Source organism: Arthrobacter sp. NPDC080073 (genome assembly GCF_040686575.1).
Lineage (GTDB): Bacteria > Actinomycetota > Actinomycetes > Actinomycetales > Micrococcaceae > Arthrobacter.
The window spans coordinates 382,991-399,693 of record NZ_JBFBKR010000001.1; the positions used below are offsets into that span (position 1 = coordinate 382,991).

The window sequence follows — 16,703 nt, forward strand, 5'->3', positions numbered from 1 at the left end:
GGCTGCCGCTTTCAGGGAGCTGCCGGAGGCAAAAGGTAGCATGGGCTAAGTGACCGATACCTCCGTGCGCCCTGCCCCGCAAACCTGGTTGATACGGCGCTGGTTGACCCGGCCGGAGGACGCCTTCACAGCCGAGGCCCTGCGGACGCGGCTCATTGGCAGCATCCAAAGCTGGCGGGATTATCCGCCGTCCTTGAGACTGTGGTTCTGGCTGATCCCCGCCATCACGGCCGTGATCGGCGGGATCCTGCGTTTTGTCCGCCTCGACGCACCGCACAGCCTCGTCTTCGACGAGACCTACTATGTGAAGGACGCCTACTCGTTCCTGGTCAGCGGATACGAGCGAAGCTGGCCGGACAAAGCCAACGACGCCTTCAATGCAGGCAATCCCAACGTCCTGCTCAACTCCCCCGAGTACGTGGTACATCCGCCGGTAGGGAAATGGATGATCGCCTTCGGGATGTGGCTCTTCGGTTCGGACAACTCCTTCGGCTGGAGGTTTTCCGCGGCCCTGACGGGCACCCTCTCCATCGCCTTGATCGCCCTGATCGCCCTGAAGCTGTTCCGTTCCCACATCCTCGGCGCGGCCGCCGGGCTGCTGCTCGCCGTCGACGGCCACCACCTGGTCATGTCGCGGACGTCCCTGCTGGACATCTTCCTGATGTTTTGGCTGCTCGCCGCCTTTGGCGCCCTGCTGATGGATCGCGACGACGGACGGCGCCGGCTGGCGGCACGGCTTGCCGCGCTGGCGGGCTCTTCCAAGGACGGCCGGCCGACGGCGTTGCACCTCGCCTCAGGGCCGTGGCTCGGATTCCGGTGGTGGCGGCTGGCGGCCGGTGTCTGCCTCGGACTGGCGGTCGGCACCAAGTGGTCGGCACTGTTCTTCGTGGTTGCTTTCGGCCTGTTGACCGTGTTCTGGGACATGAGCGCGCGGCGCATTGCGGGCATCAGGAGCTGGCCCAGCGCCGGGATCGTCAAGGACGGAATTCCGGCGTTCTTCACCATGATCCCCGTGGCCGGAGCCGTGTACCTGTCGACGTGGACCGGCTGGTTCCTTTCCAAGGACGCCTACTACCGGCACTGGGCGGACGCGAATCCCTCCGACACGTGGGGATGGATTCCCGGGCCGCTGCGCTCCCTGGCGTACTACCACATGGAGGCTTACAACTTCCATCAGGGCCTCAGCTCGCCGCACCCGTATTCCGCGAGTCCGTGGACCTGGCTCGTCATGGGGCGGCCCACGTCGTTCTACTACGAGTCCCCCAAGCAGGGAACCCCTGGCTGCGATCTGCCTAACTGCACTTCGGCGATCCTGTCCGTCGGCAACCCGGTGATCTGGTGGGGTGCCACGATCGCGCTCTTCGTTGTGCTGTTCTGGTGGGCGGGCCGGCGCGACTGGAGGGCGGGGGCCATCCTGGCCGGCGTCGCCGCCGGGTATTTGCCGTGGTTCATGTATCCGGAGCGCACCATGTTCTACTTCTACGCGCTTTCCTTCGAGCCCTTCCTCGTGCTGGCTCTCGTGTATGGATTGGGACTGGTGCTGGGCAGGAGCGGGGCTCCTCCGTGGCGTCGCCGCTCCGGCCTGTACGTGGTTGGCCTGGTGCTGGTCCTTGCAGTGCTTCTGTCGGCGTTCTTCTATCCGGTGTGGACGGCGGAAGTGATCAGCTACCAGGACTGGCGCATGCGTATGTGGATGCCGTCCTGGATCTAAGGCGTTTTTCGCTGCCCCTACCGTCGTGACCCTTTTTGAAACTGGAAGGGCCGGTTCTCGCTGGCGCTACTTCTCCGGCGCTCCGGCCTCCGTGAGGGCCTCGGGGTCGGTGTCTACGCTCTCTTCCGCAGCGGCTGCGTTCTTGGGAGGCAGTCCGCGACGACGGCGGGTAGGCCAGGTGAAGATGAGGGTCAGCAGGGCAGTGATGAAGACCAAGGCGCCGATCGCGATTCCGGAGTCCATCCAGTACTGCCCCGGGAACAAGCGGATCAACGTGTCGTCGAGCGCAAATGTCCAGGTGCCGTTGGCGAAGAAGATGTGGTGGAAGTCCGTGAAGAACTGCTGCCAGCCGAGTGCAGCAAGCGTGCCCAGTCCCAGGATGAGCACCAAGGTGACGATCGAACCGGCAAACAATCCCCGGCGGATTCCGCCCGTGCTTCGCTTGCGCAGATACATCATGGCGATGATGCCGATGATGATCATGAGGGCGCCGGCACCGAATGCGGAGAGCATCACGGTCTTGACGTCGGCCATGTGGGAGACTTCGCCCTCCTTGAAGAGCTTCTCGCCGTTCTGGTTGACAAGTTCGCCCAGGTAGCGCGGCCCGGACCAGTTGCTGAGGTAGTCCAGTGCATAGGAACCATAGGTCATCCGGTCATCGGCGTTGAAGCCATAGCCGTCGCCGGGGAATCCGGGCCGGTAGTACTCCACCCACAGGAACAGCGGACTCGCCACCGCGCGGATTGCCAGCACCAGGAGAACTACCGGGTAGAAGACGGCAAGGAGGACCTGGAAGATGCGCGGCGCCAGCGGCTTGGCCTTTGCAGCCTGCTCCCGCTCGTGGTTGCGGCGTTCCACCTCGGCCTCCGGTGGCCGGACCTGAAGGGCCGACGTCGGCAGAGGCTCTGCGAAGAGGGCCGGTTCCGGCCCGGCCTCCGCAGCCTCGGCGGCTTTGCGGTCTGCCCGGCTCTCCGGCTGTTGTCCTGCGACGGGCCGTTCGGCGGGCGGCCGTCCGGCGGGCGGCCGTGCCGCTTCGCCTGCAGCTGCCCCCGGCGCGGGCCCGGCTCCCGGTTTGCCCTCTTCGGGCACCCGCTTCATCGAAGAGTCCCGCGCTCCGTCAGCGGCCCTTGCCGGGCGTGCGTCAGCGGCCGCGGCCTTGGGGGCGGGCTTCATCCATTCGAAGGCCGGCTCATCGCCGTCGTCGTGGATATCCGCGTCCGGGTCTTGGGGGATCGGGCTCTTCTCGGTCACTTCGATTTCACTTCCGTAGGATTCACATGCCGAAGCAGGAACGGTCTGCTGGCAATCTTCTCTGCCTTCGAGCCTACCGTCAGCCTTTGCGCAGAGGCGGTGAGCCACCCCGGCGAACGTCGGATTGCGGCCGGACCCGGGCTCCGTCAGGCGGCTATCTCCCGGTAGCCGGCATCGTTTGCGTCCAGGTCGCCCGTGGCGCCGGCACGGAATGCCCGCCCGCCCAGCACCAAGGCATAGACCCAGTATGCCGCGAGAACGAGCGAACCGATAAGGATCTTGGCCCACACGGGAAGCGGACTGGGCGTCACAAAGGCCTCGACGAGTCCGGAAACGAACAGGACCAAAACGAGGCCCAGGGCCACCGTGATCAGGGAACGGCCCTCTTCAGCCACTGCCTGCATCCTGCGCCGCGGGCCCGGGGAAACCATGGCCCAGAAAATGCGGAGACCGCCCGCTGAGGCGATAAATACGGCCGTCAGCTCCATGAGGCCGTGCGGAAGGATGTAGCTGAAAAACACGTCCATCTTGCCCGTGGCTGCAAACACGCCCGCGGCGACTCCCACGCCCTGCGCATTCGAGAACAACATGTAGGGCACCCAGAACCCAGTGATGCCCAGGGCCACCGCCTGTGCCCCGATCCAGGCATTGTTGGTCCAGACGGCGCCGGCGAAGGACGCAGCAGGGTTCTCGGAGTAGTAGTCAACGAAGTCATGGTCGACGTATTGCTTCACGGCGTTGCTGCTCCCGAGGGCCCTCAAGGCGTCCGGGGACGTTCCGATCCAGAGCGTGTATGCGGCAGCCACAAGGCAGAAGAAAACCCCGCAACAGACCGTGAGCCAGCGCAAGCGGTAGAACGCGGCGGGCAGGGACGCCACGAAAAACCGGGCGAGGTCTTCCATGAAATTCGACCGCGCCCCGGTGAAGCGGGTACGGGCCTGGGCGAGGGCCGCCGACAAAGAGGCGGAGAGTGCGCTCTCCGGGGCCAGGGACCGGATGAGGGAAAGGTGTGAGGAGACCACTTGGTACAAACGCAGAAGCTCGTCGGCTTCACCGCCGTCGAGGCGTCGTTTGTGCGCGAGCTCGTGCAAGCGGGACCATTTTGTCCCGTTCACGACGGAGAAGGCATCCATGTCCACGGCTCTACCCTAATCCCAACCCTCCCCAAACAGTCCTACATCCAAGCAAACCCCTCCTCCGCCTCCGTGGCCGCGGTTAGACTCGATCCAGCGGGGGCCGTCCGGTCCTGCAGACAGCGTGGCAATGCTTGGGGGCGGGCTTGAGTTCGATCATCACCGGCGAGGCCGTAGTCCTTGAACTGCGGCCGGCATCGTTCGGGGCGAGGGCCCTGGGGCTCATGCTCGACGTCGTGGTTCACGTTGTGTTGTTGTTGGGTCTGTTGTTCCTGCTCAGCATGGCTGCGCCGGATGTGGACGCGGCCGCGGGCCGCGCGATGGCCCTGGCCAGCGTGGTCCTGTGCCTCGTGGTCGTCCCCGTGGCGGTGGAAACGCTGAGCCGGGGCCGCTCGCTGGGCAAGCTGGCTACCGGGCTCAGGATCGTGCGTGACGACGGCGGATCCATCCGCTTCCGGCACGCGGTGATCCGCGGGTTGATCGGCTTCCTGGAGATCTACGCTACATTCGGCGGATTGGCCATCGCCGTGGCGCTTTTCAACGACAAATCGAAGAGGCTCGGCGACGTCGTGGCCGGAACCTATTCGCTCAGGCAGCGCGTTCCCGCTGAACCGAAAATCCTCCCCTATGCCCCTCCGTACCTGCAGGCTTGGGTGGGACTCGCGGATATCGGCAGGGTTCCGGACGGCACGGCACGGCGGGCATCACAGTTCATCCAGCAGGCCCCGCGGATGGCGCCGGAATCACGCGCCCGCCTGGCCGCGGCCCTCGCAAACGAACTGGCAGCTTATGTCGCCCCACCGCCGCCGCCCGGAACGACGCCGGAAGCCTACCTGCACGCCGTGTTGGGCGAGCGGCGGAACCGGGACCTGGAACGGTTGCGCCGCGCAGAACAACGCAGCGCCATTGTCGGGGATCGACTCAATAGGCTGCCGTTCGTGCGCTAGCCAAGCGCATGGCAGCCCGGACAGTGCTGGGCGCGCCCTGTCAGTTGGCGTATTGGTCAGTTGGCGTATTGGGCCCAGGGGATGTTCCAGTCGCCAAAGCCGTCGTCGAAATTGGCGTAATCGCCCTGCGTATTGACCACCTGGACGACGTCTCCCGTGGTCATGTTGTCGAAGACCCATTTCGCGCCGTCAGGTCCGAGTCCGATGCAGCCGTGGGAGAGGTTCGTGACCCCGACGTACGGCAAGGCCGCGTCGGTGGCCTGGTGGATGAACTCGCCGCTTGGCGTCAGGCGCGTGGCGTAGTTGACGTCAAGCTGTCCGTAGTACGCCGGATCCCCCGGCTTGAGGCCGATGGTGGAGGCATCCATGTGCTCCACCCGGTACTTTTCCATAAGCACCAAGTAGCCGCGCGCGGAAGGGAACCTGGTGTCGCCCATGGTGTCCGGCCACTGGCCCACTTGCTGGTCGTTGACACTGACCGTGAACGTGTGGGCAACCGCGTCGGCAATGGCCACCTTCTTATCGCCGATCTTAAAGGTGTTCGTCTTGTTGAAGTTGCCGATCTGGCCGTTGCCGAAGTCCACCCCGAACAGCTTGAGGTCCACCGTGACGGTGCTGTTCGCAGCCCAGAAGTTCTCAGGACGGTAGCGCACCATGGTGTCGCTGAACCAATGGAAGGCCCCGACCTGCCCTGACGTGGAGGTGACCTTGATGGCCTTCTCGACGGCGGCCTTGTTGACCACGGGTTCACTGAACGTGAGCTGGAGCGGCTGCGCCACACCTACCTTCGCCCCGTCCAGGGGGTACATGGCGGCATCGGCCTCGTTCTGCGTGGAAACCGTCGTGAAGGATCCGGTCTTCGACGTTGCGCGGCCGGCAGCATCCGCAACGGTGTAATTGAACGTGTAGGAGGAGTTGAATTCCAGGGGCGTGGATGCGGTCCAGCTCAGTCCATCCGGGGTCAACGCCCCGTCAACGGCCTTTCCCCGGGAACTCGTCAGGGAGACCCTGTCCAGGGTTCCGTCCTTGACGCTGATCGTGACAGGCGCAGCCGGGTTCACTTGCTTGGCACCGCTCGCAGGCGAGGCGAGCACCGTGGCAGGCTTCACGACGGGCAGCACTGCCGCCGCCTCGCTGCGTTCACCTGATGATCCCTCGGACTCGATTGCCGCACTGGCCGCACGCGGCGCCACTGCGGCAAACGTGCCACTGAGCGCGGCAATGAGGCAGACAACCACGATCCAGGCGACCTTGCGGAACCTGCTTCGCTTCGGCTGCGCGGTGTCCAAATGAGCGGTGTCAAAATGCCCGGTGTCCAAGTGCCGGGCACTGCCGCTGTCCTGCTCGGTGTCGAAGAGCCGCGCAGCGTCCACATGCTCGAAAGTGTCCGCTTGCTCGTCGTCGGGATTAAGACCCATTCCTGTTTTCTCCAAACTCACGCCCCCCAAAAACCTCACGCCCCACTTCCGCATCCTAAAGGGCGCGGCTTGACATTGGCTGGGAGCGCGCCTGCCGGCGTGCTCCCAGCCAATGTCAATGTCCTCAGTACCGGTAGTGTTCCGGCTTGTACGGCCCTGCAACGTCAAGGTCCAGGTATTCAGCCTGTTCCTTGCTTAGCTCGGTCAATTCCACGCCCAAAGCATCCAGGTGCAGGCGGGCGACCTTCTCGTCGAGGATCTTAGGCAGCACGTAGACCTGGTTCGAGTATTCGCGCGTGGCCCCTGGGCCAGAGCCAGTCTGGTCCTTCTTGGTCCACAACTCGATCTGGGCGATGGTCTGGTTTGCGAAGGAGTTGCTCATGACGAACGAGGGGTGGCCGGTGGCGTTGCCCAGGTTCAGGAGGCGGCCTTCGGAAAGCACGATGATGGATCGCTCTTCGCGTCCGTCGGCTGCAGCGAACACCCACTCGTGGACCTGCGGCTTGATTTCCACTTTCCGGACGCCGGGGACCTTTGCCAGTCCGGCCATGTCGATCTCGTTGTCGAAGTGGCCGATGTTGCCCACGATCGCCTTGTTCTTCATGCGGAGCATGTCGGAGGCCATGATGACGTCCTTGTTGCCGGTAGTCGTGATGAAGATGTCGCCGTGTTCCACCACCGAATCCAGCTTGGCCACCTGGTAGCCGTCCATGGCTGCCTGGAGCGCGCAGATGGGGTCGATCTCCGTCACGATCACGCGCGAACCCTGGCCGCGGAGCGCCTCGGCGGCGCCCTTTCCGACGTCGCCATAGCCGCAGACGACGGCGACCTTGCCGCCCATGAGGACATCCGTGGCGCGGTTCAGGCCGTCCGGCAGGGAGTGGCGGATGCCGTACTTGTTGTCGAATTTGCTCTTGGTCACCGAGTCGTTGACGTTGATGGCCGGGAAGAGGAGCTTGCCCTGTTCGGCGAGCTGGTAGAGGCGGTGCACGCCCGTGGTGGTTTCCTCGCTCACGCCGCGGATGCCGGCCGCGATGCGGGTCCACTTCTTCGGGTCGGCGGCAAGGCTCTTCCGCAGCACGTCAAGGACGAGTGCATACTCTTCCGGATCGCTTTCCGTGGCGGTCGGCACCGCACCCGCAGCTTCGAACTCGACGCCCTTGTGGACCAGCAACGTGGCGTCGCCGCCGTCGTCGAGGATCATGTTGGGGCCCAGTTCCGGGTTGGCGTCCGCGCCCGGCCAGCTGAGGATCTGCTCCGCGGTCCACCAGTATTCCTCGAGGGTCTCGCCCTTCCAGGCGAACACGGGAACACCCTGGGGATCCTCGACGGTTCCCGTGCCGACCACGACGGCGGCAGCGGCCTCGTCCTGCGTGGAGAAGATGTTGCACGAAGCCCAGCGGACCTCGGCGCCAAGGGCCGTCAGCGTCTCGATGAGCACCGCGGTCTGCACGGTCATGTGCAGGGATCCCGCAATGCGTGCGCCCTTGAGCGGCTGGCTCGGACCGAATTCGGCGCGCAGCGACATGAGGCCCGGCATTTCGTGCTCGGCCAGGCGGATCTGGTGGCGTCCGGCTTCAGCCAGCGAGATGTCTGCAACCTTGTAGTCGAAAGTCATGGAAGTCCTTTGGAAGTACCGAATGGTCAAGTGAGGGGGGCTCAGGCGTCGCGGGGGCCGTCATGCTGGTCTGAGGCCGCACCGTTGGCGGCGGCGAGCAGCTCCGGGGGCAGCAGCAAGGGGATTCCGTCCTGGATGGCATAGCGGAGCTTCTCACCCGAGGCGTCCGCCGTCGTTGAGACAAGCTCCTCGCCGTCCTGCTCCAGCGGGGACCCGGTGACAGGGCACCGCAGGATGGACAACAAATCAGGACTGACCTTTGGCATGGTTGAAGCTCCCTGGATGGCATCTCGCGGACGCCGCTTTGGACAGATATGGCAGCTTCCAGACTACAACCCGGGGGCGCAGCGCACGGTGTCACGAAGCTTGTCACACAGGGAGCGGCGACATATAGGGCCACAAGACGCGCGGTTCCTGGTGTCCGGGGGTTCAGGAAGGATCGCGCAGGATGCGCAGGTGCCGCCTTGTTCCCTCTGCAGGGACAGGTCCGTCGAACGGGGCCCGGACTGTGCGCTGTTCCGGCGCGGCCGGCGCGGATGCGGCTTCGCGCACGGCGTTCGCCAGGGCAAGGAGATCGTCCGGCCCGGGCTGGGGCGGGGAGGACGGCATCGCGAGCCGCATGACTTCCCAACCCCTCGGCACAGTCAGCGATTCGGCATGCTGCGCGCACAGATCGTAGGAATGCGGCTCGGCATAGGTGGCCAACGGACCCAGCACCGCCGTGGACTCGGCGTAGACGTACGTCAAAGTAGCCACCGCGGATTGGCGGCAGGCTGATCTGGAACACTGACGAATTGCACCCACAACATCCCAGATTAGCCGCACTTCCCCGCGGCGCGGCGCATTGCCGCTTTGCGTGCATTATGTCGCGTTGGTGGAACCACAGGTCTAAAGTCGATATATGCAGTCACAGCACCACGTTCCGGGCTTCACAGTCCATCTGTCCGACACCGGGGACAGCCAGGAAACCCCAACGGCGGGCACGCCCGCACGCGGCTTCAGGGAGCGCCGACGGAACCGCCACGGGCGGGGGCTGCGCGGGGAAATCATCCTTCCCAACCTTCCCGGCTACCGGACGCGGGCCGAAAGGTTCGATGATCTCGTGCTCGATTCCGCCGAACGGCTGCAGGACATGTGGGGCAAACGGCTGGACGGCGTCGCGTTCGCCGTCGACGAGATCCCGCCGAACCTTGAGCAACTGGTGGCCGAGGGAGCCGCGGCACCGCTGGGTTCTTACACCCCGGCGGCCCACGGCGCAGGACCCGTCATCACCATCTATCGGCGCGTCGTCGAGCACACGACCGGCGGCCGCGAGGACCTCCAGGACCTGGTGCACGACGTGGTCGTCGAGTACACCGCCGAGATGCTCGGGGTGCCGCCGGAGACCCTGGACCCCGTTTACCGCCGTCGGTATCAGTAACCCAGCGTAACCTGTACTTTTTCGTGGCCCGCAGCGCCATCCTGGATGGCCACGACCGAAACGCCGGCCTGCTCGCCCTGGCCAAGCACCAGCGCGCCGTAGGCCGCGTCACCTGCCGCCGAGACGATATACCCCGAGACCGCGGCGCCGTCGGACTTGTCCGGAACGCCGATCACCGCGGTGGTTCCCCCTGCGATATCGACCGTTTGCGCCTTGTGTACCTTGCCGTCCGAGGTGACCGGCGTGTAGCTGACCGTGGCCCGGCCCGTCGGCACGCCGAAGCTTAGGAAGCGGCTTCCGCCTTGGGGCACCGCGATCACGTGCTGGCTACCCAAACGGACCGCGGCCGGAGACCAGGCGAAATCGACGGGATCCTCGGCTTTGAGCCCCCGCGTTACGCGGGAGGACGCTGCGAAGGAAATATCCGAAGTAGCGCTGACGGTATACATGCCGGCCGGAACGCCCGTGAGCGGCACTTCTGTAACCGAACCCGCTTTGGCGGTCACCGCTCCCCCGCCTGGCAAAGCGCGCTGGCCGTTCGGTCCGAACAAACGCACGTCCACGACGGCGTCCACAGGACCGGGGACGGTGATCTGCAGGGCCGGTACGACGTCGGCAAAGCCGGGCTTGTCCGCGAGTGACTTCACGGCGGCCGGGTCCTGGACGTCCACCCCGGTCATGACCTGGGTGTCGGCTGCTCCGGCACCGGGCGTAATGAGCTCGACACCACCGGCGGTGAGGCCCCGGAGAACGCTCTGCTGGATGGTTGCCGAGACCGGGCCGCCGTTGCTGCGCAGATGCACCGAGAGCTGGCCCTCGTTCGGGGCCAGTCCGGCCAAGTTGATGGACCGGGTAGCGCCCGGCGAGACCAGCAAGCCGCGGCTGTCCGGGGCTTGGATCTGTCCACGGGGTCCGAACAGCTCGAGATTGACGGTAGCCGGTGTGCCCGAAGCGTTGCTGATTGTCAAAACCGCTGTTCGCCCCAGGGCGGTGTTTGCACCCAGGAGCCAGGCATCGTTGACCGGCTGCTGGCAGGGCGCCGCAGCCATCCCGCGGAGGTCGCCGTCGCCCGCGGTGTAGCTCATCAAACCCGCCACCGCGGCCTTCTGGCCGCTGACTGGATCGGCGCCCACCACGGTGACGTCGCCCGTGGGCCTCTGGGCAACGACGCCGGCGTTCAGCACCGGAGGCCCCGACGCCGAGGGCTGGGCGGGGGCCGGGGGCTTGGCAATCTCCGCGATCGCCGAGCCTCCGAGCGCGGCGAGGTTGCTCCCGGGAACGGATCCGGAGGCGTCACTGAGCACCACCGCATCCAGGAAGCTCTTCGCCGAACGCGAAACAGGGCTGAATTGGCTGTCGGTGCCTGCGGCGGTTCCCTCGGGGAGCCGGGGAGGTGCCGGACACACTGCGGTTGTCCCGCCCGCCGGGACATCCGCGAGGGACATGTCCAGCGTTTTGCTTCCCGACGGGGCCGGCAGGATGGATGCCGCCGACACCATCCCGGCGCCTGCAGCAAGGAGCAAAGTCGCCGAAAGCGCTCCCAACACCACGGCCTTGTTCTTGTTCCCGGCTTTGCGCTGGCTGCGCTTCCCCGACCCCGCTCTGGCCTCGGGTGCCGGGCCTTGGTTGTCAGACACTGCTGTACTCCTTACGGAGGGAGTTTTGTTCCTTCAGGAGACTGGCCTGCGGCCTGCGGGCAGGCATGGGGATGGCCAGCAGGACGGTCAATCCAATCACTACGGCCTGAAGAATGCTGAGCCAAGGCTCCCAAACGGTGGTGTAGCGGATCTCGATCTGGCCGCCTGTAGTCGGCAAGGTGAATGCTTGGGCCCATCCGGACGTCGTCGGGCTCAGTCGGCGGCCATCCAGCCAAGCGCTCCAACCGGCGTCTGACCGCTCAGCGAGCACCAGCAGGCGTCCGTCCCCGCCGGCCGGGATGTTGCCGGCGGCAGAGGTTCCGAAGGAGGGCAGGAGCGCAACAACGGCACCCTTGGCATCCACCACCCTGACGCGGTGCGCCGTCTCGGCGTCGGCTGCGGCGGCCTGGTTGAGCGGCGTGACCCGCCACAGCCACCCCGAATCGGTTTTGCCCACAGCCACCAGGCCGGGAACGGAATCGATCCGGTTGGCCATCAGCTGGGCAGCGGTGTCGGCTGATTTCAGGACCACGAATCCGGCACCGAGCTGCTCAAGGGCGGGCCGGGGGTCTACGCCTGTTCCCGCGACAATCGTGGCAACGGCGTTCCGGATGGACGCGGTAGCGTCGTCGTCGGCTACGAGGCGTTCCTGTCCGGGTGATCCCACGATGAAGCGACCCGCAGCAATAGTCGAGAGCGAGTCCAATGTGGTGCCGGCTCCGCGCATGAGGGATGACGTGTAGCCACCGTTCTCACCGGCGGTGATGACCAGCGTACGGGTCTGTGCCGGGCCCTGGCCGTGGTCGACGGCGGTGGCCGGCAAGGTGCCCTGCCCTGCGGGCTGGACCAGGCGCGGCGTGCCAAGTGCCCCGCTGGCCGAAGCCGAGGTGCCTGCGCTGCCCAGCACGTTCTGGGTTGCCCACAGGCCCATGCTGGCCAGGGGGCCGGCAATGAGCAGAAGCGTTGCTGCAGCGGAGACGATCCGCACTGCCGCGCGCCGGACCGGGCGGCCGTGCTCTGCCGTGGTTTTCAGCTGGAAGAGGTTGTCGGCGCCGATCAGCGCCGCTCCCAGGAACGCGAACCCGGCGGCGGAAACTGCCGGCCCCGTGAAAGGGGCGACGAGCAGGTTGCCGTCGACACCGGTTGCCACGTGTCCGGCGAGCCATGCCCATGCGAGGTGCAAAAGGGCCCCGGCCCAGAGGAAACGCGTGACGCGCGATCGCCGTCCGGGCACAAAGAGCGCGGCAATTGACAGTAGCAGGAGCGGGGCACCGAGCAGCAGGGCAAGCGCCAGCGCCCACGGAATACCCGACGGACCGAATAGTCCCAAGCCGGCCAAACCGCCGTTGACGTCGAATTTCAAGGGTTGGCCAAGCAATTGCTGCCATAACGGTGCGGCTTCGAATCCCAGCGGGAGGCCGGGATCGGCGAGCAGGCTGCGGGGCCGTTCAAGGACCGAGAGGACGTACGGTGCAAAAAGCGCGGCGCTCGGAAGGAGTGACCACCAGATGGTCCGCCCGCGCCGCCCCAAGGCGATGCCGCAAAAGACAATGAGGACTGCAAAGGGAGGCAGCAGGGAGGGTGCAGAGGCCGTCACCACGGCCAGCGCCAGGCCGGCCGCGGCGGCCGCCGTCCACGACGGAGTGCCGTTGACGCCCGGCTTGCCCGTCAACGGCTTGGCTGCGGCGTAGCCGGATGCCTGGGGCCGAAGGTGATTCTGTTGCTGCTCCGACGTAGTGCCCGGCCCGAGTGCCGATCCGGTGGCCCGGAGGAGGGCCAGCACCAGCAGGGGCATCGCGACGTGGGCTACGAGGGCGCCGGCCCTTCCCTGGTTCAATGCGACTTGGAGGGCCGGCGCTCCGGCCCAGATCAGCGCCGCAATGAAACGGTAGCGGCGCAGCGTGGTCATCGCGCCCGCGGCAAACCAGGCGCCCAGGCCCGCCAGGGGCATCGCGAGCAACAACAGCCACACGATGGCCGTGCTGGAGTTACCTCCCCCGAGCAAGGACACAAGCCACAGGATGTAGGCGAAGGGATCGCCATGGCCGGGGAAGCCTGCACCCAAGCCAATCCACCAAGTGGACGCGGACCGCCAGATGTCGCCCACGGCGGACAACGGCAAGAGGCCTCCGCCCGTCACCGTGCCTGCCCCCAGGAGCCCCGACAGCCCCACGATGGAAGCTGCCAGCGCAACAAACGCGGCGGCCACAGCGCCCGTTCCGATCCAACCCCGTTCGTTCGTTGCGAGGGCTGCGAAATCGTCACCGGCGTCGCCGCTCGGTTCCGGAGCGAGCGAATCCGTCTCCTGGAATTCGTCCGCGCCAATCGCCTCGACGAGGGAGCGGCGGTGGGCCCAGACCTCGCGGCGCGGAGTCTGCAGGCCCTTGACCATTGACCGTGGCACGCGTCGCGTCCGGGCCGCGTTCCGCCTGGAACGCCAGATCGCTCCGGGGCGGCCGAGCGCAGCAACGGTCGCGCCAAGCTGGGTAATGCCGTGACCGGGTTCTTTGACCAGGATGCTCAAGACGAGCCTGACGATGCTCCCGAGCAACGCGCCGAGCGCGTGCAGCGGAACCTTCCACGGCGAAGCGTGGGTGAGCCTCAAATGGACTTGGCTCTTGCGTTCGGCCGCGGGTGTCGCGAGGCTGTGGGGACGGTGCTCAACATGGAACATGCGCGCCGCCGGAACAACCACTACCCTGTTGCCCGCAAGCCAGTTGCGCCAGCAGAAATCAACGTCGTCTCCGACGCCCGGAAGCGCGGGGTCGAAGCCGCCCAGCTGCTCCCAAGCGTCGCGGCGGATCAGCATGCCTGCGGAATTCACCGCGAAGGTGTCCGTACGCCCGTCGTACTGGCCCTGGTCGAGTTCGTCGGCTTCAATGAGCGTCAGCCGTTCGGCCCAGCGGCTCGTGGACAGCCCGGCGTCGATGAGCCTGCGTTCGGCATCCCAGGCCAACTGCTTGCAGCCGGCCACGGTGACCGAAGGAGCGCGCTCGACTGCCTGAAGCAGCTCGGCGAGTGCGTCCGGGGCGGGAGCGGCGTCGTCGTGCAACAACCAGATCCATTCCACCGTCCCCTGATCCTGCGAAGGAGCGGAACGGGCCAGGCCGGCCATGACGGCCGCACCGAAACCTACTTTGTGTTCGCCAGTGCTGGTGACATTGGCCCTGCCGAGAGCCCGCTCCAGCAACGCGGCGGACTTGTCGCGGGAGCCCGTATCAACGCCAATGGCGGCATCTGCCGGACGCGTCTGGTCCAGCAGAGCCGCCAGGGTTCTGGGGAGATAGTTACCGCCGTCATGCGAGACGACAACGGCGGTAACGTGTACTGCCTTGAGAATCAGACCGCTCGCTTCCTCAGCCTGCGGCGTTCACGCTCGGAGAGCCCGCCCCAGATACCAAAACGTTCATCGTTGGCGAGTGCGTATTCAAGGCACTGCGAACGGACATTGCACGCACCGCAAACCTTTTTGGCATCCCGGGTGGAGCCGCCCTTCTCGGGGAAGAACGCCTCCGGGTCCGTCTGGGCGCACAAAGCGTCAGTCTGCCAGCCAAGTTCGCCTTCGTCGTCGAAGTCCCCGTGGCCCGGAAGTCCGATCCACACCGGCTGGGCCGGGTTGTCGAGCGGACGGCGCAGCTCCATGGGAGGATCGTCGAGATCGTCCTCCGGATCAGCCGGAGTGCCTCCTACGAGAGCCTCGTGCGCAGCAAGAAAGGCCGTGGCCTCGTCTTCCAGCGACTCCCTAGTGGTCTCTATATAGCGGTCCGCCGCCTGCGGATCTGCCGGGTCAACATACCAATCCCCCGGAACTTCGCGCGACCGGTACTTCACCGACGCATATTCCGCGACGACTGCATCTTCCTGGATACGCAACGCTTGCCCCATGGCGTCCCTCCTGATGTGTGCAGCTGCTGCCGTGCTCATTCGGTACTCGGTTGTGTACCCGATACTCCCGCAGCGGCGTTCGATATCTAATTACACGCGTGTAACTACCGTGCAGTCAAGCCGCGCCGGGATAATAATCAACTTTCCGCACTAACTACCGCCACGCCACGCCCGCGGTTTTTCGGCCCCGTCCGCGCGCCCCCGCGCAAAAACGGAAGCTTCACCTCACTTAAGATGTATTTTCATTGAATTTCAGGGAAATTACTTGACCCCACGAACGCCGCACTGCCGCCACCCCTTGCCACCGTGTGTTGCAATTCACACGGCCCGGCGCCGGCCGGGCGCCCCGTGGCAAGATGTAGCCATGAGCACCCCCGCGATGAGCCTGATGGCAGCCCTGCGTTCCGGACACGCCACCTCCCCGCGCCTGATCTGGTACGGGCCGGACGCCGAACGGGTGGAGCTCTCAGGGCGGGTCCTGGACAATTGGGTGGCCAAGACCAGCAACCTGCTCCAGGACGAGTTCGACGCTGAACCCGGCATGAGCCTTCGCCTGGACCTGCCGGCCCATTGGAAATCCCTCGTGTGGGCGCTTGCCGCGTGGCAGCTGGGGATGGAGCTGGTGCTCGACGGCGGCAACGCAGACCTGCTTGTCACGGACACCCCCGACGTCGCCGCTGGAGCCGGCTTTGACGCCGTCGTCGCCGTGCCGCTCGCGGCACTCGCGATGCGCTGGCCCGGAGAGCTGCCGCCCGGCGTCGTGGACTACGCGGCAGAAGTCCGCTCCCACGGCGACGTGTTCATGGCGCACGCCGAACCGGACGCGGCAATGCCGGCCCTGCGGCGCCCTGAAACCGGACACTCGCACGGTGAATTGCTGGACGGCTTCGCCAAGGAACATGACGCCGGCGTTCGACTTCTGATCCGCGCTGCCGACGGTTTGGAGTCAGCCCTCGCGGACGCACTGGGCGCATGGAACAACGATGGATCAGTAGTCCTGGTGCACCCGGACGTTGTCGTCACCCAGCACCTGCTGGACAACGAGCGCATCAGCGGCGCTTGACCGCGCCTTCGCCATCATCGGAGTCAGCCGCGGTGCTAGCGGCATGGATGGCCTTGGCCTTGGCCTTGTGGTGGGCTTCGATGATCTCGTGGTCATGCGAGAAGGCCGGCTCTTCGTCGAGCTCCTGGTTGAACACCAGGAAGCGGTAGGCGAAGAAGCGCACAACGGTGGCAACCAGGATGCCGACGACTCCGGCAGCAAACAGGACGTTCTTGTCCTGGATGTTCATGCCGTATTTGGCAATCGCGGTCAGGCCGGTGGAGATGCCGATGCCAATGCCGTTGATGATGATGAACATCACGAACTCGCGCACCACGTTCGCCTGGCGGCGGTGGCGGAAGGTCCAGAAGCGGTTGGCGATCCAGGAAAACACCGTGGCCACGGTGGCGCCGACGAAACGGGCCTTCGCCTCACTGTCCGACATCGGGCCGTGCATGAGATAGTAGGTCAAACCGTTATCTATGACGAACGCAACACCGCCGACAGCGCCGAACTTGGCTACTTCGCGCCAAAAGAGCGAGGCGAGCCCGCGGATGCGATCTGCAAGTGTGTTGATCATGACCCTCCATGGCCGTTGTTCTAGGGGCCGAAGGGCCGAAGCCTCCATTTTAGCTCCGATT

General features: G+C 65.7%; 14 protein-coding genes. 4 read left to right on the top strand and 10 right to left on the bottom strand.

From position 1 onward, the window contains the following. Positions 1-49 precede the first annotated feature (49 nt). Complete coding sequence (locus AB0O52_RS01750) at positions 50-1,711, top strand: phospholipid carrier-dependent glycosyltransferase (RefSeq protein WP_364532453.1); 1,662 nt, start codon at positions 50-52, stop codon at positions 1,709-1,711. Between the two features lie 66 nt (positions 1,712-1,777). Here the strand turns inward: AB0O52_RS01750 and AB0O52_RS01755 are convergent, their stop codons facing one another. After that, on the bottom strand, positions 1,778-2,962 hold the full coding sequence (locus AB0O52_RS01755) for a TIGR01906 family membrane protein (RefSeq protein WP_364532456.1): 1,185 nt from the start codon (positions 2,960-2,962) through the stop codon (positions 1,778-1,780). 146 nt (positions 2,963-3,108) lie between these two features. After that, the gene (locus tag AB0O52_RS01760) at positions 3,109-4,101 is read right to left on the bottom strand and encodes a stage II sporulation protein M (protein WP_364532459.1); all 993 of its coding nucleotides are present in this window, start codon (positions 4,099-4,101) and stop codon (positions 3,109-3,111) included. Between the two features lie 140 nt (positions 4,102-4,241). On the opposite strand from AB0O52_RS01760, the gene AB0O52_RS01765 reads away from it, so the two are divergent. Next, a complete protein-coding gene (locus AB0O52_RS01765) occupies positions 4,242-5,042 on the top strand; it encodes an RDD family protein (protein WP_364532462.1) in 801 nt (266 codons plus the stop codon). 56 nt (positions 5,043-5,098) lie between these two features. On the opposite strand, the gene AB0O52_RS01770 is transcribed toward AB0O52_RS01765, so the two are convergent. The 4 genes from AB0O52_RS01770 to AB0O52_RS01785 all read right to left on the bottom strand — a co-directional run bounded on the left by AB0O52_RS01770 (position 5,099) and on the right by AB0O52_RS01785 (position 8,882). Next, positions 5,099-6,460, bottom strand: coding sequence for an Ig-like domain-containing protein (locus AB0O52_RS01770; protein ID WP_364532465.1), 1,362 nt, complete (start codon positions 6,458-6,460; stop codon positions 5,099-5,101). Between the two features lie 124 nt (positions 6,461-6,584). Further along, positions 6,585-8,078 (bottom strand): adenosylhomocysteinase, encoded by a 1,494-nt coding sequence (ahcY, locus tag AB0O52_RS01775; protein WP_364532467.1) that lies wholly within the window; start codon positions 8,076-8,078, stop codon positions 6,585-6,587. Positions 8,079-8,119: 41 nt separating this feature from the next. Continuing rightward, the gene (locus AB0O52_RS01780; RefSeq protein ID WP_364532470.1) at positions 8,120-8,344 is read right to left on the bottom strand and encodes a Trm112 family protein; all 225 of its coding nucleotides are present in this window, start codon (positions 8,342-8,344) and stop codon (positions 8,120-8,122) included. 163 nt (positions 8,345-8,507) lie between these two features. Next, the gene (locus AB0O52_RS01785) at positions 8,508-8,882 is read right to left on the bottom strand and encodes a DUF3499 domain-containing protein (RefSeq protein WP_364532473.1); all 375 of its coding nucleotides are present in this window, start codon (positions 8,880-8,882) and stop codon (positions 8,508-8,510) included. Positions 8,883-8,979: 97 nt separating this feature from the next. Here AB0O52_RS01785 and AB0O52_RS01790 point away from each other — a divergent pair, with 97 nt between their 5' ends. Beyond that, a complete protein-coding gene (locus tag AB0O52_RS01790) occupies positions 8,980-9,498 on the top strand; it encodes a metallopeptidase family protein (RefSeq protein ID WP_364532476.1) in 519 nt (172 codons plus the stop codon). Here AB0O52_RS01790 and AB0O52_RS01795 read toward each other — a convergent pair. From AB0O52_RS01795 to AB0O52_RS01805, 3 genes are read right to left on the bottom strand one after another with little or no spacing between them, the layout of a single operon-like run. Beyond that, the gene (locus AB0O52_RS01795) at positions 9,492-11,135 is read right to left on the bottom strand and encodes a DUF5719 family protein (protein ID WP_364532479.1); all 1,644 of its coding nucleotides are present in this window, start codon (positions 11,133-11,135) and stop codon (positions 9,492-9,494) included. The genes AB0O52_RS01790 and AB0O52_RS01795 overlap by 7 nt on opposite strands. Beyond that, entirely contained in the window at positions 11,128-14,475 is a 3,348-nt protein-coding gene (locus AB0O52_RS01800; RefSeq protein WP_364532695.1) for a glycosyltransferase family 2 protein, read from the bottom strand. Before AB0O52_RS01800 ends, AB0O52_RS01795 begins: the two co-directional genes overlap by 8 nt. Then, the gene (locus AB0O52_RS01805; protein ID WP_364532698.1) at positions 14,475-15,020 is read right to left on the bottom strand and encodes a WhiB family transcriptional regulator; all 546 of its coding nucleotides are present in this window, start codon (positions 15,018-15,020) and stop codon (positions 14,475-14,477) included. The genes AB0O52_RS01800 and AB0O52_RS01805 overlap by 1 nt, the downstream gene beginning before the upstream one ends. 364 nt (positions 15,021-15,384) lie before the next feature. Between AB0O52_RS01805 and AB0O52_RS01810 the strand changes: the two genes are divergently transcribed. Next, complete coding sequence (locus tag AB0O52_RS01810) at positions 15,385-16,083, top strand: TIGR03089 family protein (RefSeq protein WP_364532482.1); 699 nt, start codon at positions 15,385-15,387, stop codon at positions 16,081-16,083. Here the strand turns inward: AB0O52_RS01810 and AB0O52_RS01815 are convergent. Beyond that, the gene (locus tag AB0O52_RS01815; RefSeq protein WP_364532485.1) at positions 16,070-16,642 is read right to left on the bottom strand and encodes a GtrA family protein; all 573 of its coding nucleotides are present in this window, start codon (positions 16,640-16,642) and stop codon (positions 16,070-16,072) included. The genes AB0O52_RS01810 and AB0O52_RS01815 overlap by 14 nt on opposite strands. Between the last annotated feature and the right edge of the window lie 61 nt (positions 16,643-16,703).